A 26,514-nucleotide genomic window follows, 5' to 3' on the forward strand; every position below is an offset into this window, starting at 1 on the left:
CCCGCGGCGTGGCTACGCCCGCGTACATGAGTGACCTCTTCTCTCCGCTATCGCTGCGGGACTGTGAGATACCCAACCGGATCGCGGTCTCGCCGATGTGTCAGTACTCCTGTGACCCCGACGGGCTGCCGACCGAGTGGCACCGCGTCCACCTCGGCAGCCGGGCCGTCGGCGGCGCGGGGATCGTGATGACCGAGGCGACCGCCGTCTCGCCCGAGGGACGGATCACGCCCCACGACCTGGGGATCTGGAGCGACGAGCACGCCGAAGCCCTGCGGCCGATCACCGAGTTCGTCCGCGACCAGGGGAGCGTACCGGCGATCCAGCTCGCCCACGCGGGCCACAAGGCCAGCAAGACCCGTCCGTGGGACGGCAACGTTCCCATCGCCCCGGACGAGACCGATCCCGACGGCGCGGACGGCTGGGAAGTCATCTCCACCTCGCCCGACGCGTACCCGCCGTTCTCGGGCGATCGACCCGCCATGCGGAAGGCGACCCAGGACGACATCGAGGGCGTGATCGAGGCGTACCGCGACGCCGCCGAGCGTTCGCTCGAGGCCGGCTTCGAGATTGCGGAGGTTCACGCCGCCCACGGCTACCTGCTCCACGAATTCCTCTCGCCGGTCACGAACCGCCGCGAGGACGACTACGGGGGGAGCTTCGAGGACCGGACGCGACTTCTCCGGGAGGTCGTCCGGGCCGTCCGGGACGTCTGGCCCGAGGAAAAGCCCGTTTTCGTCCGCATCTCCGGAACGGACTGGCTCGAGGACCGCGACTCCTGGGACGTCGACCAGTCGGTCCGGCTGGCGGACGACCTCGCCGAACTGGGCGTCGACCTGGTCGACGTCAGTTCCGGCGGGCTCCACCCCGAGCAGGACGCGCCGGGCGGGCCGAACTTCCAGGTGCCGCTGGCCGAAGCGGTTCGCCAGGGATCCGACGTGGCCGTCGGGGCCGTCGGCGGGATCACCGAACCCGAACAGGCCGACGCGCTCGTGCGAAACGACCGCGCGGACCTCGTGCTGGTCGGTCGCGAGTTCCTCCGGGATCCGTACTTCGGGCTCCGGGCAGCCGAGGACCTCGAGACGGACGCTCCCGAGGAGTGGCCGATCCAGTACCGGCGAGCGGTCCGGTAGTAGTAAAGGGTTCGGCGAACATCTTCTCCCCTCGTCCCAGCCGATGGGAGCAGTCGGACGCTTCAATGAGACGGTGGGCTATCGTTCGAACGACGCATGACCGTTGACGAAGGGAGCCGTCGAACGTTCCTGAAAGCGGCCGGCGCGGCGGGTGCGACCGTGCTCGTGGCCGGCTGTTCGGGTAACGACGGGGACGGCGACGGCGAGGACGAGACGGAGAACGGTAACGAAGACGATGGCGGTTCCGACGGGTTCGAAATCGATCCCGGCACACAGATCGAACTCGACGGCCAGACCGCCGGCTGGGAAGGACTCGCCCCCGGCGACATCGAAGGCGAGCAGAACCCGACGCTGATCCTGCAGGAGGGCGAAGACTACGAGATCGGCTGGACCCAGGGCGACGGATCCCAGCACAACATCGAGATCCGCGACGATGGCGGCGACGTCGTCGACGACCTCTCGACGGAGCAGGTCGCCGAACCCGAAGACCAGTGGCTCGAGTTCACGGCCAGCAGCGAGATGGCCAGTTACGTCTGCAACCCCCACGAGACCACGATGATCGGGGATATCGTCGTCGAGTAGCGCGCCCGACCGGAATCGCCCGACGGAATCGAACGTCGCGAATCGCGTTGTCTCCGCCGGCGGTCGACCACCCGACCGTCGGTGTCATCCATCATCACCCTTCATCCTTCAGCAGTTACTCTCCCAGCGTCGATGCCGGATGGTCGTTCTCGCTACCGGAAGTCGCAACCCGGAGCGAATCGTCCCGAACCGCGTGGGTCCGCTGGGGGTACGGGATGTCGATGCCCTCCCGGTCGAACGCCGAATGGATCGCCTCGATCGCCGCCGTTCGGGCGTCGTGTTCCCGACGCTTCGTCGGGTCGGCGATCCAGATCTGTACTTCGAGGGCGATCGCGGAATCGCCGAACCGCTTTGCCACCGCCTTCGGGGCCGGCGTATTCTTGATCTCCTCGACCTCCCGAACGGCGTCGACGGCCACCGATCGCGCGTGCCCGAGGTCCGCATCGTAGTCGACGCCGACCTCGAGGTCGATCCGGAGCTGGTCGTTGCGCGAGAAGTTGACGAGTTGGCTGTCGGTCACCTCGTCGTTCGGGACGAGGACGTGGGTGTCGTCGAACGTCTGAATCTTGGTCGTGAAGATGGTGACGTCGGTGACGATCCCGTCCGTCTCGTTGACCTCGATCCAGTCGCCGACGCGGAACGGCCTCGAGAAGAGCAGGATGAACCCGGCCAGCATCGCGGCGAGGGTCTCCCGGGCGGTAAGCGCGACGAGGGCCGTGAGCGCGCCGGCGCCGATGAAGACGTTCGTCAGGTCGATCCCCCACAGCGTGAGGATCACCACGCCGACGAAGGAGACGATCGCCACGTCGGCGACGTGGTGGGCGACCTCGCTCTGGTGTTTCGTGATCGCCTTCGTCTCGGCCGCCTTGTCGATCGACCTGTTGACGGCCCTGATGGCGAGATACGCCGTTGCGAGAAGCGCGACGGTGACGAGTTGCTGGGCGGCGACCCACCGGCCGAACGTCATCGTCCGAAACGTGATCCAGAGCACGAACGTCACGCGCCAGACGACGCTGAGCGCGTACACGGTTCCGCCGACGACCGTCGCAAGCGCGAGGATCGACGCGATCTCGCCCGTCTGTGAGCCGAACCGCCGCTCGACTGTGGGCCGCAGTCGCGAGATTCCGAGGACCGCACCGGTCGCGAGGGCGACGATGGCTACCGTCGCGAGCAACTGGCTCTGGAGGGAGCCGAGATACGCGTCCTGGATGCGCGGGACCGGCTCGGGACGGAGCGAAGACTGCAAGACGTGAAGGCGAAAATGACGACCGACCATCCCGGACGGATGGATAGCGGTCCACTCCGTTTGTATGCAGACCCGGCAGTTTCAACCTCGGCCCGGAGTCGCTGGCGGGCTGATTTCCGTCGAACGCGAGCGGGCGAGGGGCGACGGTGCGGCCTACCCGTCGCGCCACTTGATCGAACAGCCACGTGACGGCTGCCACTCGAGGTCGACCTCCTCGCCGGCAAGGACCGCGTCGATGGCCTCGCGGATGTGATACCGCGTCGGCTCGTCGTCGGGATTCAGGGCGTCGTCGAGTCGGCCCTGGTAGACGAGGCGGAACTTGCCGTCGGCCCGCTCGAAGAGGAACGGATCGGGCGTGCATTCCGCGCCGTAGGCCTCGGCGACTTCCTGGCTCTCGTCCCGGAGGTAAGCGTCGTACCGGATCCGTCCGTCCGCGACGTACTCGCGCATCTTCTCGAGGGAATCCTCCGGGTACTCCTCGGCGTCGTTGGGGTTGATCCCGACGACCGAGACGTCGTCGTACTCGGCAGCGAGTTCGTTCAGGAGGTCGAACTTCGCCTGCGCGTACGGACAGTGGTTGCAGGTGAACACCACCAGCAGCGCCTCGTCGTCCGCGAACGACTCGAGCCGGTACGTTTCGCCGTCGACGCCCTCGAGTTCGAACGCCGGGGCGTGGTCGCCGGCCTCGAGGTCGGTGTCTGACTCCCGTTGGACCATACGTGAACGTGTCACCGCTCGGGTCTTAATACCGCGGTCCGCGCGGCGGCCTCGCCTGTCGGCCGAAACCGACGGCCCACATATTTGTACCCCCCGCAACATCGATGGAGTATGCAAACGCTCGAGGTCACCGACGAACAGTACGCGTTCATCCAGCGACTCCGCGCGGAGATCTCCGAGGACGTCGTCGGCAGGTACGGGTTCGTCCGCGAACAGGACGCGATCCAGTTCCTGATCGACAACCTCGGCGACGAGGTAGACGTCGAACTGGACGCCGAGTTCGACGCCTCGGCGACCGACGACGTCGCGGACTCCGTCGACGCAGCGATCGACGGCCAGCCGGACCCGAACGAACTCACCTACGACGAGGAGCCGGTCGAAGACGGTGCGGACGACGCTTCCGGGGAAGGAGACGACGGGGCCACAGAGGAGGAACTCGAGGACGGGAGTGAGGGGACGGACGATGCCGACGCCGAGGACGCGACCGACGACGATGCCGGTGCCGGGACGAACGGTGACGGAGACGGCGAAGCCGACGACGACGACATGCTCGACGAGATGATGAGCCTCCTCGAGACCCACGACGACAAGTGGGAGGAATCCTCGTCCTCGGACTATCGCTACAGCGTCGAACTCCCCGACGGATCGACCGAAGAGGTCCAGACGAAAGACGACGTGCGGGCGCTGCTGTTCAAGAACTACCGATAACCGCAGTGCTCGAGTCCCGGGATCCCCCGAGGACGCCGACCGTAGCCGTCGTGTCTCTTTCTCCCCCTCGACCGATAAATCAGCTACTTAGACCGTCAAATCCGACGAAATCCGGCTTTTTGTACCGTCGGTTCGAACGGAGCCACATGGCCGTCCCCTCGAGGGACCGATTCGCCGCGCTGTACGAGGCCCTCGAGCGGGACGAACGGCGGGCGTTCGTCGCCGCCCTCTGGGACGCCTGCGGCTGGGACACGACGGTGGAGGGAGGCGTCGTCGTCGCCGTCCGCGACGGCCGAACTCGCCGGCTGAGAGTCGAGGTTCCTCCGACCGACGACGCCGTCGACCCCGCGAGCCTGCGGGATCGATTGCTCTACGCGATCGACCGCGAGGAAGGGGAACGGCTGTTCCGCGAGTACTTCGGGACGGCCCTCGAGGACGCGACTCGGACCGATGACGACGAGTTGGTGACCGACCCGGGGAACGAAACCCGCGACCGAAAACCCCCGATCGCGAGGCTGCTGCTCGTTTGCGCCGTATTGGGGATCGTCGTTGCGTCGCTGTCCTTCGGCCCGGCCGTGCTCGGCGGTCCCACCGTCGAACAGGGGTCGGAGGCCGAACCGGCGGCAACGGACCCGGACGACCGGGGCGACGCGGAGCCGGATTCCGACCCGCGATTGGACGGCCCGGAGTCGACGGCCGAAAACGCGGGTTCGGCGGCACTGACGGCCGAGGAGGGAGCGGGACTCGAGGGGACCCCCGGCAGTACCCAGGGGCCGCCGCCGGAGATCTTCCTCACCGGCGTGGACGATCCCGACCGCGTCGCCGCCGAGCACCTCGAGGCGCTCGAGGGGATCGACGCTCTGACGCTGCAGGTCACGGTCGCCGGGCCTCGAGAAGCGACCCCCGCGGCGACGCCGCCCGGGGAGTTCCGCGTCCGGATCGAGGACGACGCTTACCGGTTCGAGGCAGGACCGGACTTCGGGGGTAACGACCGGGAGACCGCCGCGGAACGGTACGGCGACGGCGACTACGAGTACGTCGTCGTCGAAGGCGACGGTGGCCGCTCGTACGAACGCCGTCCGCTCGCACCGGACGCGAACCCGGCGAGACACAGCGCACGGATCGGGGCCGACCTCGCCGAAACGCACCTGATCGACCCGGACGCCGACGTCTCGACCGCGCTGGTCGACGGGATCGTCGGGTACCGCGTGAACGCGACGGAGCCGCCGGCCCCGCTCGCGAACGCGACCGACGGCTACCGGGCCACCGCGTTCGTCGCACAGACCGGGGTCGTCCTCGAACTCGAGGTCACCTACCACCACTACCCGACCGGGGCGGACGTCCGGATCGAATTCCGGTATCAGGACGTCGGCGAGACCGTCGTCGAGCCACCCGCGTGGTACGACGCGGCCAGGTCCGCGACCGGCTGATTCCCGCCCGGGCCATGGATGGGACTCCCAGCCCGCTCGATCGCGTCCGTGTGGAACCGACAATTCTTTGACCGAGAACAATACTTTTGGTCGCGCTCGCGCTTCGAGGTGGTATGAGCGAACGCGAGGTGCTCGAGTTGCTTCGAGAGAACGCGCGATACTCCGCGGAAGACATCGCGCGAATGACCGACCTCGAGGAGAGCGAGGTCGAAGCAGCGATCGAAGAACTCGAGGCCGCAGGCGTAATCCGCGGCTATCGGGCGGTCGTCGACTGGGACGCCCTCGAGGAAGAGACCGTCCGCGCCGAGGTCGAACTCAACGTCGAACTCGACCGCGAGACGGGATACGACGACATCGCCCAGCGCCTCGTACGGTTCCCCGAGGTGACGGCGCTCCGGCTGGTCAGCGGCGACTACGACTTCGACATGGAGATCGAGGGCGATTCCATCCGGGAGGTGTCGCAGTTCATCAGCGAGAAGGTCGCGCCGGTCCCCGAGATCACCCAGACGGTCACCCACTACGTGATGACTTCCTACAAGGAGCAAGGGATCGAACTCGGCGACGGCGAGGAGGACGATCGTCTCTCGTTCTCGCCATGACCCGCGAGTCCGACGCCGGTTTCGAGTCCGAGTCCGAGTCCGAGTCCGAGGTCGAGTTCGACTTCGAGCCCTCGGAACGCGTGCAGGCGGTGCCGCCCTCGGGCATCCGGCGGTTCTTCGAAATCGCCGAGGAGCGCGACGAGGTCATCTCGCTCGGGGTCGGCGAGCCCGACTTCGCGGCCCCCTGGGCGGCCCGCGACGCGGCGATCACCTCCCTCGAGCAGGGCAAGACCTCCTATACGGCCAACCGGGGGATGCGCGAACTCCGGGAGGCCATCGCCGACTACGCCGACGACCGGTTCGACCTGGACTACGATCCGGGCGAGGAGATCATCGTCACCGCCGGCGCGAGCGAGGCCGTCGACCTCGCCTTCCGGGCGTTCGTCGATCCCGGCGACACCGTCGCCGTCGCCCAGCCGTCGTACATCTCCTACGAACCCGGCGTGATCTTCGCCGGCGGGGAGGTGCTGCCCGTCCCGACCTACCGCGAGGACGACTTCCGGCTCACCGTCGACGCCCTCGAGGCGGCCGGTGCGGACGAGGCCGACCTGCTCGTGCTCTGTTACCCGAACAACCCGACGGGGGCGATCATGCGCGAGACGGACCTCGAGCCCATCGCCGAGTTCGCCCGCGAGCACGATCTGCTGGTCCTCTCCGACGAGATCTACGCGGAGTTGACCTACGACGGCGACGGCGAGCACACCTCTATCGCAACCCTCGAGGGGATGCGCGAGCGAACGGTCGTCTTCAACGGCTTCTCGAAGGCTCACGCGATGACCGGGCTCCGGCTGGGATACGCGCTGGCCCCCGCGGACGCGGTGGGCGCGATGAACAAGATCCACCAGTACGCGATGCTGTCGGCGCCGACGACGGCCCAGCACGCCGCCCTCGAGGCGCTCGACTCCTGCGGGGACGAGGTCCGGGACATGGTCGATCAGTACGACCGACGGCGGCAGTTCGTCCTCTCGCGGTTCCGCGAGATCGGTATGGACGTCTTCGAGGCCAGGGGGGCGTTCTACTGTTTCCCCGAGGTGCCCGAGGGCTGGACGAGCGAGGAGTTCGCCGAGGAACTGCTCCGCGAACAGGGCGTCGCCGTCGTCCCGGGTGACGTCTTCGGGACCGGCGGGGAGGGTCACCTCCGCGTCTCGTACGCGACGGGGCTGGCCGACTTACGTGAGGCGCTGGGGCGGATCGAGGCGTTCGTCGACGAGCACGCCGAGGGCTCCGAAGGCTGACGACGGACTCGAGCGCGGCCGAATGGTCCGATCAGGACAGCCGCGCTGCGATGTCGGCCTCGGTAATGATCCCGACCGTCTCGCCGGCTTCGGTGATCATCACGGCCTTGTAGTGCTCGAGCAGGTTGCTGATCTCGTCGAGCGTGGCGTCCTTCGAGACCGTCGGGAAGCTCTCGCTCATGTGTTCTTCGACGGGCTCGTCGCGTGCCTCCGAGTCGAGGTGAACGAGGTCGCTCTGGCTGATCGAGCCGACGGGGATCCCGTCCTGAATCACCGCGAGCTGGGAGTAGGCCTCCTCCTCCATCTTGCGGGCGGCCTCGCCCACGGAGTCGTCCGGCGAGACGCTGACGACCGCCTCGTTCATCAGGTCTTCCGCGCGGATGACGTCGCTTTCGGCTTTCTCGAGGGCGTTGACGATCCGCCGGAGCGTCGAGAGGCGCGGGTCGACGTCGCCGCCCTCGATCCGGGCGATCAGCGGCTGGGAGACCTCGGCTTTATCGGCGAGTTCGCTCTGGGTCAGCCCGAGTTCGGTACGCCGTTGGCGGAGGTCCGCCGGGGTCGGGAGTTCCATACGGTACAATAACCACGGGTTATCAAAAACACTTTGGGTCGGTCCCAGTATCGGGAAGCGACCGCGGGACCACCTGAGCGTACAAGCCAGCAGGTTATCCACGCGGTCGTGGACGATACGATGATTCCGATGACTGGCAAGCACACGTGGGCGATCCCGGAGGGCTACATCCCACGGGAAAGCACCGGCCCCGAACCGGAGCTAATTAGCCACGAGTCTCTCTGTGTCCTCAACACCACGGACGAGGACGCGACGCTCGAGATAACGGTCTACTTCACCGACAGCGACCCGATCGGGCCTTACGAGACGGAGGTCCCCGCGAACCGGACCAGACACTTTCGGTTCAACGAGTTCGAGGACCCTGAGCCCGTCCCGAAAGGCGAGCCGTTCGCGAGCGTGATCGAGTCGGACATCCCAGTGGTCTGCCAACATACGCGGTTGGACTCGTGACAGGCCGAGAACGCGTTGCTCTCGACGGTCGCGTACGGAGAGGGAGTCTCGTCCCTGTCAGTCACAGGGCCGTCCTCGTCCGCCGTCGCCCTGTGCGAACCGTCGCAGAACGGCCGACCGTTTGAGCGTCTACATCGGTATATCTAGCAACCTCTCGTCCCGAGAGAGGCCGTGAGTACCGTTTCCCACCTGTGGATCGGTGAACTTCCCACCGCTCGAGCCGGAAGATTTTTTCATCGATCCGATAATAACAGCGGATGTGAAAACGTGGTGATCGGGCCAGATCGTCCGACGGTATCGATGACGTCCGCCCTGGTCTTGATCGGTGGCGTGAGCGCGCTCTACGTGGTCCAATTCCGGAACTACCTGCTCTTTCACGGTCTCGTGGAAGTTTTCAGCATCCTCGTCGCCTTCTCCGTGTTCATCCTCTCCTGGCATGCGATCGAGGACATCGAGAGCCCATTCATCGCCGTCATGGGCGTCAGTTACCTGTTTATCGGTGGAGTCGATCTTCTTCATACGCTCGCGTACAAAGGCATGGGAGTGTTTCCGGAGGCGGGCGCGGATCTTCCGACGCAGCTCTGGATATTCGGACGGTACGTCGAAGCCTGGTCGTTGCTGGGCGCGGCGCTCCTCGGGTTTGTGGCTGCCCGGCGAACCTCCGTGGACGTCCAGTGGGACGAGCGGACGCTATCGTTCCTCGCCGCGGCCTACGCGCTCGTCGTCGGGATCGGTCTGAGCACCGTCTTCGTGTTCGATGTCTTTCCGACGACGTACGTGGAAGGGAGCGGCCTCACCTCGTTCAAGATCAGCAGCGAGTACGGCATTGTCGGACTTCTCGCGATCACTCTTGCCCTGCTGTACGGCTTCCGGGAACGGTTCGCGACGCGGGTGTACCAACTGCTTGCCGCGTCGATCGTGCTGACGATGGGGGCGGAACTCGCCTTCACGTTCTACGTCGACGTGTACGGGATCTCGAACGCCGTCGGCCACTTCTTCAAGATGGGCTCGTTTTACCTGGTCTACCTCGCCGTAGTGAAGACAGGAATTCGGGACCCCCAGAAGACGCTCTACCGGGAGATCGCTCGGCGAGAAGCGGAAACTCGCAAGTTCAAGAAGGCGGCCGACTACTCCGGCCACGCGATTATGATCACCGACGCCGAGGGAACGATCCAGTACGTGAACCAGTCGTGGGAAGAGATGACGGGCTACTCGGCGGCGGAGGCGACCGGGCGCAACCCCCACATTCTCAGCTCTGGCGAACACGACGATCGATTCTACGAGGAGTTCTGGGGGACCATCCAGAACGGCGAGGTCTGGGAAGGCGAAATCATCAACGAACGCAAGAACGGCGAGCGGTTCGTCATCTCTCAGACGGCCGCGCCGATCGTGGGTGACGACGAGGAGATCCAGCACTTCGTTGCAGTTAACGACGATATCACTGAGCAGAAAGCCTACGAAGCGGAACTGGAGAGCGACCTGCAACGGAGCGTCACGCAGTTGCAGGTCCTGGGTCGCGTACTCCGGCACAACATCCGCAACGAGATGAGCGTGATCATAGGGAACGCGGAGACGATCGCGGAGGACGCCTCCGACGACGTCGCCCAGCGGGCATCAGTGATCGCCGACGAGGGCAACCGAGTCCTCGAGCACGCCGAGAAGCAACGGGAAATCGTCGAACTCCTCCTCGAGCCCTCGAACAGGCGGCCGCTTTCCCTGGCGGAGGTGATCGAATCGGTCTCCGAGGAGTTGCAGCGTCGACACCCCGAGGCAGCGATCGCCGTCGAGGAGTTCGAGGACGTGCAAGTGCGTACACTCCCCGAAATCGAGCAGGCCCTCACGGAGGTCGTCGAGAACGCGATCGTCCACTCCGATCGAGAGCACCCGGCGGTCACGATCGCTGTGTGGTCCGTCGACGGGCGGGTCGAGGTCCGTGTCGAAGACGACGGACCGGGAATCCCCGCCGCGGAACAGCGGGTAATCTCGGAAGACGCGGACATCAGCGCGCTCCTCCACAGCAGCGGCATGGGGCTGTGGCTAGTCGACCAGATCGTCGCGAAATCCGGCGGGGTGCTCCATTTCGACGACGCCGATCCCCGCGGTAGCGTTGTCACTCTCGCTCTCCCACGGGCGTCGGCCGAGAAGAAGCACGTAGTGAACCCGCCCAGATGACCAGCCTAATCGGGTCGAACAGCGGACCGTCCACGCCCACGCCGGGGAGTCCATCGCGACGGTTCGCCAATCGGTTTGGATACGACGGGGCGATCCTCGAGTGCGGTCTCTACGACGAACCGCTCCGTCGGCGGCGTGAGACACGCTCTTCGGACGTGTTTTCGGTGACGACCTCGTACAGCAGCGCCCGCCGTCCGTCCGCTTTCGGGCGCAGGATCCGGCCGAGCCGCTGGGTGAACTCCCGTTCGCTGCCGCTACCCGAGAGCACGACCGCGACCGAGGCGTCGGGGACGTCGACCCCCTCGTCGAGGACGTTCGAGGTCGCGATCCGGCTGTAGGTCCCCTCGCGGAACCGCTCCAGGATCTCTCGCCGTTCCGGGGTGGCGGTCCGGTGGGTGATCGTCGGGATCAGGAACCGCTCGCTGACGTCGTACGCGAGGTCGTTGTGCGCCGTGAAGACGATCGTGCGGGCGTCGCGGTGTCGATCGAGGATCGACTCGAGGGCGTCGAGTTTCGCCTCACTGCCGCGGGCGATCTCGCGGGCGCGCTGGCGGGCGAGCAGGGCCTCCCGCGCGGCGGGATCGGAACCGGAGCGTTTGACGAGTTCCTGGTAGTCGGAGCCGCTTCGCATTTGAATGTTCGACCGCGCGAGGTAGTCGGTGAACGTCTCCTGATTGTGCTCGTATTCCTCGCGCTCCTCGGGGGTCAGCGACACCTCGAGGCGCTTGACGTCGTAGGAAGCGAGGTGGTCGCCGGCGAGTTCGTCCGCGTCGATCCGGTGGACCAGCGGCCCGACGATCCGCTCGACGACCTCGTGGGCCCCGTCCGGTCGTTCGAAGGTCGCGGTCAGGCCGAGTCGCGCGGGTGCGGCCAGCAGGCGGGCGATCTCGCGGTAGCCCTCGCCGCCGAGGTGGTGGACCTCGTCGAAGACGACGAGGCCGAACCGGTCGCCGACGGCGTCGGCCTTGCGGTAGGCGGAGTCGTAGGTGGAGACGGTGATCGGTTCGCGGCGTTGCTCGCCGCCGCCGAAACGGCCGATCGCGACGCCGTCCGATCCCCCGAGGCCCACGTTCGAGGCCGAGGCCCCGAACTCCGCCTCGAGTTCGTCGAGCCACTGCTCCTGGAGGTCGATCGTCGGGACGACGACGAGCGTCGGGACGCCGAGCCGTTCGATCGCGGCCAGCGCGATGACGGTCTTTCCGCTGCCGGTGGGGAGTTCGAGGACGCCGGCGGGTGCGCGCTGCGGAGCGTCGGAGGCGAAGTCGCCTCCGGACCCCGTCCAGCGGTCGGTCTCGAGCCAGTCCGCGAGCGCCTCGTGCTGGTACTCGCGGAGTTCGTACGTCGAGTCCAGGTCGGGAACGGACGGCAGGGAGAGGACCCGGTCGTCGATCGCCGTGGGGTCGAACGCCGCCGCCAGCGCGTGACGGAGCGGAGCGTACCGCAGGGCGGGGACGCGATGGCCGCCCGTTCGGGGATCGTCCTCGAGTTCGAGTTCGAGTTCCGGTTGCCGTTCCCACAATCGGCGGACCGTGGCCTCCTCGAGGCCGTCGATGCGGACCGTCCCGTCCTCGTAGCGGAGTTCGATCGGCGACTCGGGCGTGGCGGACCGCCTCACGGCTCGAACTGGGGGATCGATGGTCAAATACTGTCGGGATCGATCGGGGCCGGAACCGGGAGCCGACCCGGAATCCGTGGCTGGCGACGCTCGAGAGCCGTTGCGCCCCCAGAGACCTTTATGCTCGTCCGAGCCCTGTAGGACGTCGATGGCGAGCGATTCCGCGGTCGACGCCCCCGCCGTCGACCATCGGGTAGACGCAACCGACGACGCCGTTCACGGCGCCTGGAACAACGGCCTCGAGCCCGTCCTGACCGTCGCGTCCGGCGACGTCCTCGAGATCGAGTGCCGGGACGCGACCAACGGGCAACTCGGTCCGGACGCGACGGTCGCGGACCTGGCTACGCTGGACGTCGACCAGGTGCACGCGCTGACGGGGCCGATCGCCGTCGAGGGGGCCGAACCCGGGGACGTTCTCCAGGTGGAGGTGCTCGGCCTCGAGCACCGCGGCTGGGGGTACACCCTCGTCCTCCCGGGAGAGTCGGGGATGGGGTTGCTCCCCGAGGAGTTCCCGGAGCCGGCGATCCACGTCTGGGACCTCGCGGACGGCGTCGCTCGCTTCGTCGACGGGATCGAGGTACCGCTGACTCCGTTCCCCGGTATCGTCGGCGTCGCCCCCGCCGCGGACGGCGAGCACGACACGAACCCGCCGCGGGCGGTCGGCGGCAACCTCGACGTCAAACACCTCGGGGCGGGATCGACGCTGTCCCTCCCGGTCGAGGTCGAGGGCGCGCTGTTCAGCATCGGCGACTGCCACGCCGCCCAGGGCGACGGGGAGGTCTGTGTCTCGGGGATCGAAGCGCCGATGTCGGTCACCTGTCGGCTCACCGTCCGGTCGGACCTCGAGATCGATCGCCCGCGGTTCGAGACCGACGGGCCGTTCACGCCGACCGGCAGCGACGAGCCGATGGTCGGGACGATCGGGCTCGGGGACGGCGTACGCGAGGCGGCGAGAGACGCCGTCTGCGGGATGATAGACCACCTCCACGCGGAGCGGGGTCTCTCCCGGGAGCAGTCGTACGTCCTCTGTTCGGCGGCCGTCGACCTGAAGATCAACCAGTTGGTCAACGAGCCGACCTCGACCGTCTCCGCGTACCTCCCGGAGAGCGTCTTTCCCGACTGATGGCGATTCGAAGACGGGCCGTTCGGCGTCGGTGGAACACATTTGTCGATCGGGCGCATACGAGAGGCATGGATCGACACCGAGCGCTCGCGTTCCGGCCGATCGGAGGCGCGGACCCGACACGGGGCGATGACTGACGAGGACGGATTCGACGGAGCGACGCCCGACTCCGGACCGGAGACGGCGACCGACGAGTCCGGATCCGACTGCGACGACGATCGAACCCTCCCCGCCGACCTCGCGCGCCGCGCGTTCGACGTCGGGCCCATCAGCACGGTGATCGTCGACTCGGACGGCTGTATCGTCTTCGCGAACGCTCGGGCCGCCGAAACGCTCGGGCTCTCCCGTGAGGAGATCACCAGCCGACGGTACGGAGCGGCGGACTGGAAGATCCACGACGACGACGGCGCGTGCATCCCCAGGGAGGAGCATCCGGTGACGTCCGTCCTCGAGACCGGCGAGTCCGTCTTCGGATTCGAACACTGGATCGAGCGACCGGACGGCTCGGAACGGTGGCTGACGTCCAACTCCGCGCCGGTGAAAGACGAGGACGGCACGGTCGAGTCCGTCGTCGTCTCCTTCGAGGACGTGACCGCCCTGAAACGCCGCGAGGAGCGGTTGACGAGCGACCACATGCGCCGACTCGAGTTCCGAACCGACGGATCGGCGGTGCCGCCCTCCCTCCGGGTCGATCGCGGCGAGTGGCGGATCGAGGTCGAATCGGTCGTCTCGATGCCCGACGGGGCGACCGTCCAGTACATGGGGACGACGGACCTCACCGCGGGCGCGTTCGTCACCGCCGTCGAGGAGGTCCCCCACTACGTCGACGTCCGCCTGCTCAGTACGGCCGACGGCTACAGCCGAGTCGAGGCCCGCGCCGAGTCCGCGACGGTCTCGGAGGTGTTCCAGGAACTCGGCGGCCACCCAATCGCCGTCGTCATCGCCCACGACGAGGTCCGCTTTCTCGGTGACCTGCCGGGCGACGTCGATCACCGGCTGGCCGCGGAGGGCATCCGGGCGTTCCACCCCGAGGTCGAACTGGTGGCCGAGGAACTCGTCTACTCGCCGCATCTGCTGTACGACGTCGTCGTCGACGAACTCACCGACCGGCAGTTCGCTGCGCTCGAGGCGGCGTACTTCAGCGGCTACTTCGATACCCCCCGGACCAGCACCGGCGACGAGCTCTCGGAGCGGTTCGGCGTGACCAGACAGACGTTCAACCAGCACCTCCGCAAGGCCCAGCGGACCGTCTTCCGACAGCTGTACGAAAAGTCGGGGGAGAGGGCACGCTGACTAGTCAGCGTCCGCGCTTACGTCGAGGGTTCCCGTACGGACGTGCAATGAGCGACCACCTGACCCGGTCCGATTCCGGTCCGTCCCAGTCCCCCGATCATACGCCCGCCGAGAGCGACCTCACCGAAGTCGTCCACGCCCGATTCGACGCGAGCGACGATTCGGTCGTCGTCGCCGTCGTCGAAACCGTCGCGACCGTCGTCGACCGCGACCCCCTCGAGTTGCCGCCGCTGTTCGAAAGCGTCGACACCGAAGCCCTGGAAACGCTCGTGCGTTCGTCCCCCCGGAACCGGGAGACCAGCCTCGAGGTGACGTTTTCCTACATGGACTGTCCCGTTACGGTCTCGGCTCGCGGCGACGTCGTGGTCGAAGTACCCGGTCGGTAGCCGCGGTTTCTGGTTTCTGGACCGGCGCGAGTACTCGAGCCACGACTTCGGTCGGGAATGAGGGGGTTCCGAGCGCAGTCTCCCCATTGCCGGCCGGCGGACGTGTTCCGGGAACCGATACTGCTCGGATACTACGGGAGGTGATTTGCCCCCGCGTGAGCGGTGACCTCAACCCTTTTATTACCGCTGTTCGTTGACCCGAACATGAGCGAAGACGAGGGCACGAACCATTCGGCCCAGGGTGTCCCGTCAGAGGAGGAATCCGACGACGGCGAGACGACTGCCGACGAACGGTCGGCTGCCGGAGCCGAAACGGAACCAGAAACCGAACCGGACGCGTCCGACGGCGACTCGGCGCGCGGCGACGACGCGGGCGACGAAACGGAGGCTGCAAGCGACGATTCGACCCCGGCGGCGTCGGCCGACGCGGAGGTGGGGTCCGACCCCGAGTCGAACTCCGAGTCGGACTCCAAATCCGAACCCGAAGACGACCACGTCCCGGAAACCAGCGCCGACGTCCAGCGCATCCTCGACCGCGTCACCGAGTACGACGACGAACTCGCCCACAAGGTCAACTCCATCGTCGACCAGGCGCGGGACCTCTCGGGCACCGTTTCCCACCAGCGCGAGGAACTCGAGGACCTCTCCGAGCGCGTCGAGTCCCAGGCCGAGACGATCGGCCAGCTCCAGGAGGAACTCGAGGCCCGCGAACGGGCGATCGAGGAGCGCGACGAGCAACTCGAGGAGTACGAGGAGGAGATCGAGGACCTGAAGAGCCGCCTCAAGCGCAAGCAGGCCGACTTCCAGAACTACAAGAAGCGGGCCAAGAAGCGTCAACAGCAGATCAAGGACCGCGCGACAGAGGACCTGGTCGAACGACTCGTCGACGTTCGGGACAACCTCAAGCGCGCCCTCGAGGAGGAAAGCGGCGACGCCGAGAGCCTGCGCGACGGCGTCGAGATGACCCTCCGGGAGTTCGACCGCATCCTCGAGGACGAGAACGTCACGGAGGTCGACCCCGAACCGGGCGACGAGGTCGACCCGCAGCGTCACGAAGTGATGATGAAAGTCGACAGCGACCGGCCCGAGGGGACGGTCGCCGACGTCTACACGCCGGGCTACGAGATGGGCGACAAGGTCATCCAGCACGCGCAGGTGACGGTTTCGAACGGTGAACTCGCCGAGGACGAAGGCGATGCGGAGGCCGAAGCCGACGAGGACGCGGACGAGGACGCGGACGAGGACGCGGAGGCCCAGTCTGCCGCCGACGAAGCCGACAGCGGCGAGGACGCGGACGGGACCCCCGACGACTCCGACGACAGTGAGAGAGAGGCGGAGTCGGACGAGGCCAGCGACGAAAACGACGGCGAGAACGAGGGCGACGAAGCGATCGAACTCGGCGGCGAGGTCGCCGGAGACGCCGAGGCCGACGAGTAAGACGCTTCCTTCTCCGGCCGAATCGCGTTTTGGTTTCGCTCGAGCAACCCATCTCGAGGCGACTCGATTCGTCCCGATCACGGTCGCCCCCGATCGTACCGCCCGCTGCGCTTTTATTCGCGACCTGACTCGAGCTAGTAACGTTTAAACCAAAGTGCGCACAATCCACTCCATAATGGCGAGCAACAAGATTCTCGGAATCGACCTCGGGACGACGAACAGCGCGTTCGCGGTGATGGAAGGCGGCGATCCGGAGATCATCGCCAACGCGGAAGGCGAACGAACGACGCCCTCCGTCGTCGCCTTCACCGAGGACGACGAACGACTCGTCGGGAAACCGGCGAAGAACCAGGCCGTCCAGAACCCCGAGCGCACGATCCAGTCGATCAAGCGCCACATGGGCGAGGACGACTACACCGTCGAGATCAGCGAGGGATCGGAAGATCCCTCGAGCAGCCGGACGGAGTCCGGCGACGACGACGAGGAGTACACGCCCGAAGAGATCTCGGCGATGATCCTCCAGAAGATCAAGCGCGACGCCGAGGAGTACCTCGGCGACGAGGTCGAGAAGGCCGTCATCACGGTCCCCGCGTACTTCTCGGACCGCCAGCGCCAGGCGACCAAGGACGCCGGCGAGATCGCCGGCTTCGAGGTCGAGCGCATCGTCAACGAGCCCACCGCCGCGTCGATGGCCTACGGGCTCGACGACGAGTCCGACCAGACCGTGCTCGTCTACGACCTCGGTGGTGGCACCTTCGACGTCTCCATCCTCGATCTCGGCGGGGGCGTCTACGAGGTCGTCGCCACCAACGGTGACAACGACCTCGGCGGCGACGACTGGGACCAGGCGATCATCGACTGGCTCGCCGAGGAGTTCGAGGACGAACACGGCATCGACCTCCGCGAGGACCGCCAGGCCCTCCAGCGGCTGAAAGACGCCGCCGAGGAGGCCAAGATCGAACTCTCCTCGCGCAAAGAGACCGAGATCAACCTGCCGTTCATTACCGCGACGGACGACGGACCCATCCACCTCGAGAAGTCGCTCACCCGCGCGAAGTTCGAGTCGCTGACCGAGGACCTCATCGAGCGGACCGTCGAACCGACCGAGCAGGCCCTCGAGGACGCCGATTACGAGAAAAGCGACATCGACGAAGTGCTGCTCGTCGGCGGTTCGACCCGGATGCCCCAGGTCGAGGCGAAGGTAGAGCAACTCACCGGACAGGAGCCCCAGAAGAACGTCAATCCCGACGAGGCCGTCGCGCTGGGCGCGGCGATCCAGGGCGGCGTCCTCGGCGGCGAGGTCGACGACATCGTCCTGCTGGACGTCACCCCGCTCTCGCTCGGTATCGAGGTCAAGGGCGGGCTCTTCGAGCGCCTGATCGAGAAGAACACGACGATTCCCACCGAAGAATCCAAAATCTTCACCACGGCGGCGGACAACCAGACCACCGTCCAGGTCCGGGTCTTCCAGGGTGAACGCGAGATCGCCGAGGAGAACGAACTGCTCGGCGAGTTCCACCTGACCGGCATCCCGCCGGCACCCGCCGGAACGCCCCAGATCGAGGTCACGTTCTCCATCGACGAGAACGGGATCGTCAACGTCTCCGCCGAGGACAAAGGCTCCGGCGAGAGCGAGGAGATCACCATCGAGGGCGGCGCCGGCCTCTCGGACGACGAGATCGAGCGCCTGCAGCAGGAGGCCGAAGAGCACGCCGAGGAGGACCAGAAGCGCCGCGAGCGCATCGAGGCCCGCAACACGGCCGAGGCGACGATCCAGCGCGCCGAGAAACTCTTAGAGGAGAACGACGAGCAGGTCGACGACGACCTCCGAGAGACGATCGAGGCGGCCATCGAGGACCTCGAGGAGACGATCGACGACGGCGAGGCCGACGCCGAGGAGATCGAGACGGCGACCGAGGAACTGAGCCAGGAACTCCAGGAAATCGGCAAGCAGGTCTACCAGCAGCAGGCCGAGGGCGCAGCGGGCGCCGGCGGCGCTGCTGGCGGTGCCGCGGGCGGCGCTGCGGGTGCCGGCCCCGGCGGCATGGGCGGTATGGGCGGCGGCCCGAACCCCGGTCCGGGCGCCGGTGCCGGTGCGGGCGCCGCCGGTGCCGAGGACGACGAGGAGTACGTCGACGCCGACTTCGAGGACGTCGACTTCGACGAGGACGACGAGGAGTAAACGACGCCCGCGACGGCGACCCCGTTCGCCGTTCGGGGTGCCGTCGTGGTCGCTAACTGTACGAACGCGAAGCGCGTCACCGTAGTCGGATCGGACTCGAGGATTCGCCGATCCCCCTCTCGAGTGTGCCGTCGCTCGCCACTCGCGTCCCGTTCACAGCCTTCGTTCGTTTGAAGTGGCTCAACCGACTATCGGTGGACAACGAATGAGCGAGGATTTCTACGACGTGCTCGGTGTGAGCCCCGACGCCTCCACCGAGGAGATCAAGAAGGCCTACCGGGAGAAGGCCACGGAATACCACCCGGACGTCAGCGACGATCCCGACGCCGAGGAGAAGTTCAAGAAGATACAGAAGGCCAAGAAGGTCCTGACCGACGAGCAAAAGCGCAAGGCCTACGACCGGATGGGCCACGACCGCTACGAACAGGCCGAGAAACACGGTTTCGACGCCGGCGAAGGCGGCGCAGGTGGCATGGGCGGCGACCCCTTCGGCGGCATGGGCGGTGGCGGCATGGGCGGCGGCCTCGGCGACATCTTCGAACAGGTCTTCGGCGGCGGCGCGGGCCGCGGCCGACGCCGCCAGCGCAAGGGCCAGGACCTCCGAACGGAACTCGAGATCGACCTGGAGGAGGCCTTCGAGGGCGTCGAGAAGCAGTTCACGATCGAACGTCCCGAGGCCTGTGACGCGTGTAACGGCGAGGGCCATCCGCCGGACGCCGACTCCCGAACCTGTCCGGAGTGTCAGGGTCGCGGCCAGAAACGGCAGGTTCAGCAGACGCCGCTCGGCCGGGTCCAGCAGACGACCACCTGTCGCCGCTGTGAGGGCGAGGGGACGATCTACTCCGAGACCTGCAGCGAGTGTCGCGGCGAGGGGTACGTCCGCAACGAGACGACCCTGACCGTCGAGGTCCCGGCCGGCATCCAGGACGGCCAGACGCTGCGGATGGAACGCGAGGGCGCGCCCAGCCCCGACGGCGGTCCGAAAGGCGACCTGCTGATCGACGTCTCGATCCGCGAACACGAGCAGTTCGAACGCGAGGGCGACGACCTGCGCTACCGCCTCCCCATCTCGTTCCCGCAGGCGACGTTCGGCGACACGGTCGAGGTCCCGACGCTCGACGGCGCGGCCGAGTTCGAGATCCCCGCGGGCACCCAGAGCGGCGAGACGTTCCGCCTCGAGGGCAAGGGGATGCCCCGCCTGCGCGGGCGCGGCCAGGGAGACCTCTACGTGCAGGTCCAGGTCGTCACCCCCGAGAGCCTGAACGAGGAACAGCGCGAGGCGCTCGAGGCGTTCGCCGAGGCCGGCGGGGACGAGATCGAGGTCAACGAAGGGTTCTTCGAGAAGATCAAGCGAGCGTTCTGAGGCGTTTAGCAACCGCGAGACGGTCGCTTGCTGCCGCTGGCCGTCCATTCATACCGGGATCCGGTGGTGGCCTCTCGCTCCCTTCCGCCCTCACGTCTATTCTCGGTGATAATATCCGCAGGGTGGGATTTCGGGTCGAATCGGTGATCACTGGGCTGTCTCCCCTCGAGCGTGGGCTACCGGCCGACCGGCAACGGGCCGACCCAATTCGGTGTTACCCGCGCCCGGTCACCCGGTCAGTCGTCGAATAAATACTGCCGGTTCGCAACCTGAAATTCGGTATCCGTTTACGTTCTCCAGAGTGTGCTAGCCTGAACATTCGCCGTAACAGGTGATTTCCGGATTATGTCGCCGGTCGGGCTCGACGGTTTCTTTCCACACATTGTTTCTCATGCAAAATAGTGAACCGTGGCCTGGAGATAGTACCGGTCGCATGGTACGAATTCAACCCGCACAACAGGTACAGGTGCCCGAATGGTTGCAGGAGCCGGTTGCGGAACTGCTCACGTTCCTGCCCCGGATCCTCGGAGCGCTGGTCATCCTCTTCGTCGGCTGGATCGTGGGTCGACTCGTCGCGCGAGTCGTCCGCGGGATCGCCGACGGCGTCGAACTCGACCGGATGGTCCTCGAGACGCCGCTCGGGCGGATATTAGGCGGCACGGAAGGGGCCGTCTCGAGAGCGTTCGGAAAGCTCGGAAAGTGGCTGGTCTACGGCCTCGCCGTCCTCGCGGCCGCGAACGCCCTCGCGATCCCGACGCTCTCCGAGTGGATCTCGACGGCCGTCGCTTACCTGCCCGCCCTCATCGCGGGCCTGCTCGTCATCGTCCTCGGGTTCATCGTGGCCGATTTCATCGGCGACGTGATCGAGCGGACCCGGGCGGCGACGGAGACGGCCTACACCAGTTGGTTCGCGGACGGCGCACGGATGTTCCTCTACTTCACGGCGATCGTCATCGGCCTCGACACGATGGGGATCGACGTTGGCATCCTGTACGTCTTCGCGCGGGCGCTGGCCTGGGGCCTGGCGGCCGCCGTCGCGATCGGTGCCGGCGTCGCCTTCGGGTGGGGCGGCAAGGACTACGTCGCCGAGAACATCGACCGCTGGATGGGCCGCGCGAGTTCGGCCGGACCCGCCGAAGGCGGGACCGGAACCGGCGGACGGCAGAGTACGAGCGAGTCCCCCGGACCCGACCGCGAACCCGGTCCCGGGCCGGGTACCGAGGAGGACTGATACGGTTCACTGTAAGTCATTCCCGGCGCAACCGCCGCCCGGGTCGCGGTTGCCCCGGGACATCGGGACCGGGATCCGTATGAGTCGATCCGACCTGACGCGGCCGCTGTCGGGTGACGGGCGAACCCGCTCGCCCGCTCACTCCGCCGGCGACGCCTCGGTTTCGGCTTTCGTCCCGCCCGTCCGAAACAGCGGACGGACCGGCACGACCACGGAGGAGCGAACGACCCGTCCGTCGATCGATCGCCACTTCTCGAGTCGCGCGAGGCGGTGGGTGTCGGCGTACGCCTCCTCGATTCGGTCGAGGATCGCGTCGAAGGCGTCCGCGTCGAAGTCGGCTGCCGGAACGCGGTCGGTGGTGACGGCGATCCCGCGCAGTTGTGGCACGACGTCGAGTCGCCCCTCGAAGAGGTACTCCAGGTCCTCGATCCGGTCGTGGACCGCGCCGACGGACGGCCCGTCCGTCCCCCCGGGGAACGAGACGTAGGCCTGGTACTGATCCGGTCGACCCGTCACGCGACGCCTCCAGATCGTTCGTAGCCAGTTCATCGGTTCCCCCCGGCCGCGGGCCGGTACGACCGGTCGCCGGGGCGATCGGCGGCGCTCCCGTCGGCGGCGTCGGTCTGTCGCTGCGCCATTCGTGCTCAGGATCGACTTCGCGGCGCGGGTAATACGTCCTTTGTTGTGCGCCGCGCCCGTCAGTGACCCGGACTGTCTCCGGGTCCGACGGGTCCCGAGTCAAGAGACCTATGTACCGAGGGGCGAAACGGACGCCCCATGCGACTCACGGAACCCGACCGCTCGATGCTTCTCACGGCCATCTCCGTTCCGCTCGTCGCCGCCGGGGTCGCGAGTACCGAGGGATTTACCCCGTCGGTCCGGACCCTGCTGGCGCTGGCGCTCGTCACCGTCGGCGTCTTCGGGACGACCCGCGCCGTCCGCGACAGGCCGGTCGACGCGCTGTGGGCCGCCGCGCGACGGTGGTGGGCGGTTGCCTTCGTTTCTTTCCTCCCCTACGGCCTCGCGACGGCCCCCGCGAACGAGGGTGCCGCGGCAGTCGGCGAAGCGCTCGCCGACCCCGCGGTCCTCCTCGCGCTCGAGGCGATCGCCGGGACGGCGGTCCTCTGTGCGGTAGCGATCACGACGCTCTCAGCGATGGCGAGTTACGGGGTCCATCCGGGTGCGCCGTCGCCCGAGGAGCGCGTTCTGGAGGACTGACGCCTCCGGACGGTCGTCGCTGGCCGTCGACCGCCCGGGAACCGGTCTGGTACACGAGAACTAGGTTCATGACCCTTCCCGTCGAACCCCTAGGTGGTGATTCGATGACACAAACGACAGTACTGCTGCTGGCCGGTGACTTCGTCGAGGACTACGAGGTCATGGTCCCGTTCCAGGCGCTCCAGATGATCGGCTTCGAGGTACACGCGGTCTGTCCCGAGAAGGAAGCCGGGGACGCCTGCCCGACCGCAGTCCACGACTTCGAGGGCGACCAGACCTACACCGAGAAGCCAGGACACGACTTCGAACTGAACCACGACTTCGACGCCGTCGACCCGAGCGAGTACGACGCGCTGGTCGTACCCGGCGGGCGCGCGCCCGAATACCTCCGGACCTACGACGAGGTCCTCGAGATCGTCCAGCACTTCTTCGAGGCGGACAAACCCGTGGCGGCGCTGTGTCACGGCCTCCAGATCCTCGCGGCCGCGGACGTGCTCGAGGGCCGGACCTGTACCGCGTACCCGGCGCTCGAGTCGGAGGTGAAGACCGCCGGGGCCGACTGGGAGGACAGCGTGACCCGCGACGGCAACCTCGTGACGGGGCAGGCCTGGCCGGACCACCCCGAGTGGCTCGCCGAGTTCCTCGACTGTATGGGGACGGACGTCGACCACGCCGAGCCGGCCGCGGCCGACGACTGATACGGGGTGCTGTCCCGATGTCCCGGCGCAACCGCCGTCGGGTCACGGTCGTGCCGGAACTCACGGACAGTAACCCGTAGGAGAGCGGCCGAACCCGCTATACGACGGGCGCTGACGGTCCCCGCGACGGACCGATCGGCGGCCTTTTTTCGGATCGGTACCGAGCTACGGGTATGACCGCCGCGACCGTCGACGACCTCCTCACGCGAGACCTCCGCGACGACCGCACCGCGCTGGTCGACGCCACGGGGAAACCGTTCGACTACCACTGGCTGTGTACCTCCTCCTGGAAGGCGGGGAACTTCCTCCGGCACGCCGGCGTCCGGGAGGGCGTTACCGTCGGCGTCGTCGGCGACGGCCCGCTGGCGCTGCTCGCGTTCTTCGGAACGACGCTGCTCGAGGGCCGGACCCGGTTCGATCCGCCGACGGACCTCGCCGACGACGACCGCTTTCAGGCGCTCGTCGCACCGGTCGACGACCTCGAGAGCGGCCGGTACGACCTGCCGCGGGGTGCCCAGCGGGTGGGCTACGGCGACAAGCCCGAGGAACCCGACGTCCACAACTTCGACGCCGGCCTCTGGAACGAGAACCCGTCGTTCCCGCCGCTGTCGATCGAACCGGCCACCGACCTGCTGACCGACGGCGACCGCACGGTCACGCACGCGACCGCCCTCGAGACGGCCCGAGCCGTCGTCGAGGAGTACGGGCTCGAGCGCGGCGACCGGGTGGTCGTCCGCGAGCCCTTCGCCGATCTCCGCGTCGTGGCCGCCGGCGTGCTCGCGCCGCTGCTCGCGGAGGGAGTGATCGTCCTCGATTCGGACGCGGCCGACGACGGAACGGACGGTCGCGGCGAGTACGCCGTCTCCACCGGCTCGGTCCCCGAGTCCGACCGTATCGCCCCAGAAGACGTCTCCTTCTGAGCCGGGGCTACAGCTCCCGGTAGAGCAACCCCTCGAGGGCCGGCCCCGACAGGACGTCGCCCTCGTGGGTGAACCGCGAGCCGTGACACGGACAGTCCCAGGTTCGTTCGGCGTCGTTCCAGCGGACGAGACAGTCCATGTGCGGACAGATCGCCGAGACGGCGTGGACCGTCCCGTCGTCGTCGCGGTAGACGCCCATCGGCCGGCCCGCACGTCGCACGACGCTCGCCTCGCCCGGCGACAGCCCGTCGACGTCCGTCTCGAGCGACGCCAGCAGCGACTTGATCCGGTCGCCGACGAAGCTCCCGCCCACTGTCGCGTTCTCCTCGAGGAAGTTCTTCGCGGCGGTCGAGGTGGGGAGCCGCTGGGGGTCGAAGACGTCGGCCCACGGGTTCGTGCCGTCGACGATCAGGTCAGAGAGGATCATCCCGGCGGCGGTGCCGCCGGTCATTCCCCAGCCGTTGAACCCGGTGCCGACGTAGACGCCCTCGCTGACGGGGTCGATGGGCCCGATAAACGGCACCTCGTCGACCGGCGAGTAGTCCATCGTCGACCAGCGGTACTCGACGGACTCGACGTCGAAGTGCTCGCGGGCGAACGCCTCGCAGCGGCGGTACCGCTCGGAGGTCGGCGGGCCGTCGAGTCCCGGTTTGTGGCTCTGGCCGCCGACGATGAGGAGTTCCTCGTCGCCGTTCCCGTCGTCGACCGGCTGGGTCCGTATCGTCGCGGGCGGCGACGAGGTACTGTAGAACATGCCCTCGGGCGGGGTCCCCGCGATCCGGACGGCCAGCAGGTAGGCTCGCTTGGGATGCATCCGCGAGAAGTAGCCGGCCCGATCGAAGAACGGGAAGTGCGTGGCGACGACGACGTCGTCCGCGACGACCTCCCCGCGGTTCGTCTCGACGCGGGGAGGAGCGCCCGGCTCGAGGTCCAGCGCGCGCGTCTCCTCGAAGACGTGGCTGCCGTCGCCGTCGACCCGCTCGGCGATCGCAAGCAGGTACTTCCGGGGGTGAAACTCCGCCTGGTCGTCGAACCGGACCGCGCCCGGGACCTCGTAGGGCAACGGCGTCTCCTCGACGTACGAGGCCGGCAGTCCGACCCCCTGGGCCGCGGCCACCTCGTCGCGGACCGCCTCGAGGTCGTCGCTCGAGGCCGCGTAGGTGTACGCCTCCGTCCGCCGGAAGTCGCAGTCGATGCCGTGTTCCTCGATCCGGCGTTCGACCGCGTCGATCGCGGCCTCGTTGGCGTCGGCGTACCCCTTCGCCCGTTCGTCGCCGAACTGGGAGGTGAGCGTGTCGTAGATCAGGCCGTGCTGGGAGGTGAGTTTCGCCGTCGTGTGGCCGGTCGTGCTCTCGACGATCCGGTCCGACTCGAGGACGGCCACGTCGCGGCCGGCCTCTTTCAGTTCGATCGCGGCGGTGAGGCCCGTGATGCCGCCGCCGACGACCGCGACGTCGACCTCGAGGCCCCCGTCGAACGGGTCGTAGTCGGTCGTCGGCGTCGTGGCGAGCCAGAGGGATTCGGGTCGCCGGTCGTCTGGCGTGCTGGCGTCTGACATGAAGGACGGCTACCCCCTTCCACGCTCGGCGACAAAAGACGCGGGCCTGCAAGGCGCTCGAGGCCGAACGCGGAGCCTGCGTATTCGGGCCACAGGGTTACCGGTCCGTCCGCCGGCAATTCAATCATGAACGCGAACGTCGACAGCCTGGACGAGCTGTTCGTCCACAAACTCGCCCAGCAGTACTACGCCGAACAGGAACTCGTCGAGGCGCTCGACGAGATGGCGATCAACGCGACCAACGACAAGCTTAGCGCCGGGTTCGCCGACCACCGTGACGAGACCCGAACGCAGGTCGAACGGCTCGAGGACGTCTTCGCCGCGCTCGACCGGCCCGCCGAGAGCCGCGCCATGCCGGTCCTCGACGCCCTCGAGGAGGAACGCCGCGAGTACGAGGACGCCATCGAGGACGACGACCTGCTGAACATGGTCTACCTGAACGCGGGGATGATGACCGAACGCATCGAGATGACGGCCTACGAGGGGTTGTCGACGATGGCGGGCCGACTCGATTACAGCGACGAGGTCCGCACGCCCCTCGAGTCGAACTACGACGAGGAGAAATCCGCCTACCGCGAACTCGACGCGATGAAGACCGCCTCCGACATGAAGTCGCTGTGGGACCGGCTGACGCCGGGGTCCTGAAC

Annotated in this window: 25 protein-coding genes; 19 read left to right on the top strand and 6 right to left on the bottom strand. The window is 67.3% G+C overall.

Annotation, left to right across the window (positions count from 1 at the left end):
- Positions 1-26 precede the first annotated feature (26 nt).
- Both BM113_RS13925 and BM113_RS13930 read left to right on the top strand, forming a co-directional pair.
- Complete coding sequence (locus BM113_RS13925) at positions 27-1,133, top strand: NADH:flavin oxidoreductase/NADH oxidase (RefSeq protein ID WP_089788675.1); 1,107 nt, start codon at positions 27-29, stop codon at positions 1,131-1,133.
- Between the two features lie 96 nt (positions 1,134-1,229).
- Positions 1,230-1,715: a twin-arginine translocation signal domain-containing protein gene (locus BM113_RS13930; protein WP_089788676.1), complete on the top strand. Its 486-nt coding sequence runs from the start codon at positions 1,230-1,232 to the stop codon at positions 1,713-1,715.
- A 115-nt stretch (positions 1,716-1,830) separates the two neighbouring features.
- Here BM113_RS13930 and BM113_RS13935 read toward each other — a convergent pair whose 3' ends face one another.
- Positions 1,831-2,991, bottom strand: a complete 1,161-nt coding sequence (locus BM113_RS13935; protein ID WP_089788677.1) for a mechanosensitive ion channel family protein — start codon at positions 2,989-2,991, stop codon at positions 1,831-1,833.
- A gap of 123 nt (positions 2,992-3,114) precedes the next feature.
- Positions 3,115-3,678 carry a thioredoxin family protein gene (locus tag BM113_RS13940; RefSeq protein WP_089788678.1) on the bottom strand — a complete coding sequence of 188 codons (564 nt, stop codon included), beginning with the start codon at positions 3,676-3,678 and terminating at the stop codon, positions 3,115-3,117.
- A gap of 111 nt (positions 3,679-3,789) precedes the next feature.
- On the opposite strand from BM113_RS13940, the gene BM113_RS13945 reads away from it, so the two are divergent.
- From BM113_RS13945 to BM113_RS13960, 4 genes are all read left to right on the top strand, one after another.
- Complete coding sequence (locus BM113_RS13945) at positions 3,790-4,386, top strand: hypothetical protein (RefSeq protein ID WP_089788679.1); 597 nt, start codon at positions 3,790-3,792, stop codon at positions 4,384-4,386.
- A gap of 146 nt (positions 4,387-4,532) precedes the next feature.
- Complete coding sequence (locus BM113_RS13950; protein ID WP_089788680.1) at positions 4,533-5,816, top strand: hypothetical protein; 1,284 nt, start codon at positions 4,533-4,535, stop codon at positions 5,814-5,816.
- A 113-nt stretch (positions 5,817-5,929) separates the two neighbouring features.
- Entirely contained in the window at positions 5,930-6,415 is a 486-nt protein-coding gene (locus tag BM113_RS13955) for an Lrp/AsnC family transcriptional regulator (RefSeq protein ID WP_007141880.1), read from the top strand.
- A complete protein-coding gene (locus BM113_RS13960; RefSeq protein WP_089788681.1) occupies positions 6,412-7,650 on the top strand; it encodes a pyridoxal phosphate-dependent aminotransferase in 1,239 nt (412 codons plus the stop codon). Before BM113_RS13955 ends, BM113_RS13960 begins: the two co-directional genes overlap by 4 nt.
- A gap of 31 nt (positions 7,651-7,681) precedes the next feature.
- Here the strand turns inward: BM113_RS13960 and BM113_RS13965 are convergent, their stop codons facing one another.
- A complete protein-coding gene (locus BM113_RS13965; RefSeq protein ID WP_089788682.1) occupies positions 7,682-8,221 on the bottom strand; it encodes a CBS domain-containing protein in 540 nt (179 codons plus the stop codon).
- Between the two features lie 129 nt (positions 8,222-8,350).
- Between BM113_RS13965 and BM113_RS13970 the strand changes: the two genes are divergently transcribed.
- Both BM113_RS13970 and BM113_RS13975 read left to right on the top strand, forming a co-directional pair.
- Positions 8,351-8,671 carry a sensory rhodopsin transducer gene (locus BM113_RS13970; RefSeq protein ID WP_177209176.1) on the top strand — a complete coding sequence of 107 codons (321 nt, stop codon included), beginning with the start codon at positions 8,351-8,353 and terminating at the stop codon, positions 8,669-8,671.
- Between the two features lie 300 nt (positions 8,672-8,971).
- On the top strand, positions 8,972-10,843 hold the full coding sequence (locus BM113_RS13975; RefSeq protein ID WP_089788855.1) for an MASE3 domain-containing protein: 1,872 nt from the start codon (positions 8,972-8,974) through the stop codon (positions 10,841-10,843).
- Positions 10,844-10,952: 109 nt separating this feature from the next.
- Here the strand turns inward: BM113_RS13975 and BM113_RS13980 are convergent, their stop codons facing one another.
- Positions 10,953-12,458 carry a DEAD/DEAH box helicase gene (locus BM113_RS13980; RefSeq protein ID WP_089788684.1) on the bottom strand — a complete coding sequence of 502 codons (1,506 nt, stop codon included), beginning with the start codon at positions 12,456-12,458 and terminating at the stop codon, positions 10,953-10,955.
- Positions 12,459-12,606: 148 nt separating this feature from the next.
- Between BM113_RS13980 and BM113_RS13985 the strand changes: the two genes are divergently transcribed.
- The 7 genes from BM113_RS13985 to BM113_RS14015 all read left to right on the top strand — a co-directional run bounded on the left by BM113_RS13985 (position 12,607) and on the right by BM113_RS14015 (position 21,473).
- Positions 12,607-13,581: an acetamidase/formamidase family protein gene (locus BM113_RS13985; protein ID WP_089788685.1), complete on the top strand. Its 975-nt coding sequence runs from the start codon at positions 12,607-12,609 to the stop codon at positions 13,579-13,581.
- A gap of 129 nt (positions 13,582-13,710) precedes the next feature.
- On the top strand, positions 13,711-14,874 hold the full coding sequence (locus BM113_RS13990; protein WP_089788856.1) for a helix-turn-helix domain-containing protein: 1,164 nt from the start codon (positions 13,711-13,713) through the stop codon (positions 14,872-14,874).
- Between the two features lie 47 nt (positions 14,875-14,921).
- On the top strand, positions 14,922-15,260 hold the full coding sequence (locus tag BM113_RS13995) for a HalOD1 output domain-containing protein (RefSeq protein ID WP_089788686.1): 339 nt from the start codon (positions 14,922-14,924) through the stop codon (positions 15,258-15,260).
- A gap of 204 nt (positions 15,261-15,464) precedes the next feature.
- Positions 15,465-16,697: a nucleotide exchange factor GrpE gene (gene grpE, locus BM113_RS14000; protein ID WP_089788687.1), complete on the top strand. Its 1,233-nt coding sequence runs from the start codon at positions 15,465-15,467 to the stop codon at positions 16,695-16,697.
- A 175-nt stretch (positions 16,698-16,872) separates the two neighbouring features.
- Entirely contained in the window at positions 16,873-18,879 is a 2,007-nt protein-coding gene (dnaK, locus tag BM113_RS14005; RefSeq protein WP_089788688.1) for a molecular chaperone DnaK, read from the top strand.
- A 205-nt stretch (positions 18,880-19,084) separates the two neighbouring features.
- Positions 19,085-20,242, top strand: coding sequence for a molecular chaperone DnaJ (gene dnaJ, locus BM113_RS14010; RefSeq protein ID WP_089788689.1), 1,158 nt, complete (start codon positions 19,085-19,087; stop codon positions 20,240-20,242).
- A gap of 433 nt (positions 20,243-20,675) precedes the next feature.
- The gene (locus BM113_RS14015; protein WP_089788690.1) at positions 20,676-21,473 is read left to right on the top strand and encodes a mechanosensitive ion channel family protein; all 798 of its coding nucleotides are present in this window, start codon (positions 20,676-20,678) and stop codon (positions 21,471-21,473) included.
- A gap of 138 nt (positions 21,474-21,611) precedes the next feature.
- On the opposite strand, the gene BM113_RS14020 is transcribed toward BM113_RS14015, so the two are convergent.
- Positions 21,612-22,022 carry a hypothetical protein gene (locus tag BM113_RS14020; RefSeq protein WP_177209177.1) on the bottom strand — a complete coding sequence of 137 codons (411 nt, stop codon included), beginning with the start codon at positions 22,020-22,022 and terminating at the stop codon, positions 21,612-21,614.
- Between the two features lie 228 nt (positions 22,023-22,250).
- Here BM113_RS14020 and BM113_RS14025 point away from each other — a divergent pair, with 228 nt between their 5' ends.
- From BM113_RS14025 to BM113_RS14035, 3 genes are all read left to right on the top strand, one after another.
- Positions 22,251-22,691: a DUF1467 domain-containing protein gene (locus BM113_RS14025; protein WP_089788692.1), complete on the top strand. Its 441-nt coding sequence runs from the start codon at positions 22,251-22,253 to the stop codon at positions 22,689-22,691.
- A 104-nt stretch (positions 22,692-22,795) separates the two neighbouring features.
- Positions 22,796-23,389, top strand: a complete 594-nt coding sequence (locus BM113_RS14030) for a DJ-1/PfpI family protein (protein WP_089788693.1) — start codon at positions 22,796-22,798, stop codon at positions 23,387-23,389.
- Between the two features lie 173 nt (positions 23,390-23,562).
- Positions 23,563-24,309, top strand: coding sequence for a hypothetical protein (locus tag BM113_RS14035; protein WP_089788694.1), 747 nt, complete (start codon positions 23,563-23,565; stop codon positions 24,307-24,309).
- A 7-nt stretch (positions 24,310-24,316) separates the two neighbouring features.
- Here the strand turns inward: BM113_RS14035 and BM113_RS14040 are convergent, their stop codons facing one another.
- Positions 24,317-25,867 (bottom strand): FAD-dependent oxidoreductase, encoded by a 1,551-nt coding sequence (locus tag BM113_RS14040; protein WP_089788695.1) that lies wholly within the window; start codon positions 25,865-25,867, stop codon positions 24,317-24,319.
- A gap of 126 nt (positions 25,868-25,993) precedes the next feature.
- Between BM113_RS14040 and BM113_RS14045 the strand changes: the two genes are divergently transcribed.
- On the top strand, positions 25,994-26,512 hold the full coding sequence (locus BM113_RS14045; protein WP_007141858.1) for a YciE/YciF ferroxidase family protein: 519 nt from the start codon (positions 25,994-25,996) through the stop codon (positions 26,510-26,512).
- Positions 26,513-26,514: the final 2 nt, after the last annotated feature.

This window comes from Natronobacterium haloterrestre (assembly GCF_900112205.1).
Taxonomy (GTDB): domain Archaea; phylum Halobacteriota; class Halobacteria; order Halobacteriales; family Natrialbaceae; genus Natronobacterium; species Natronobacterium haloterrestre.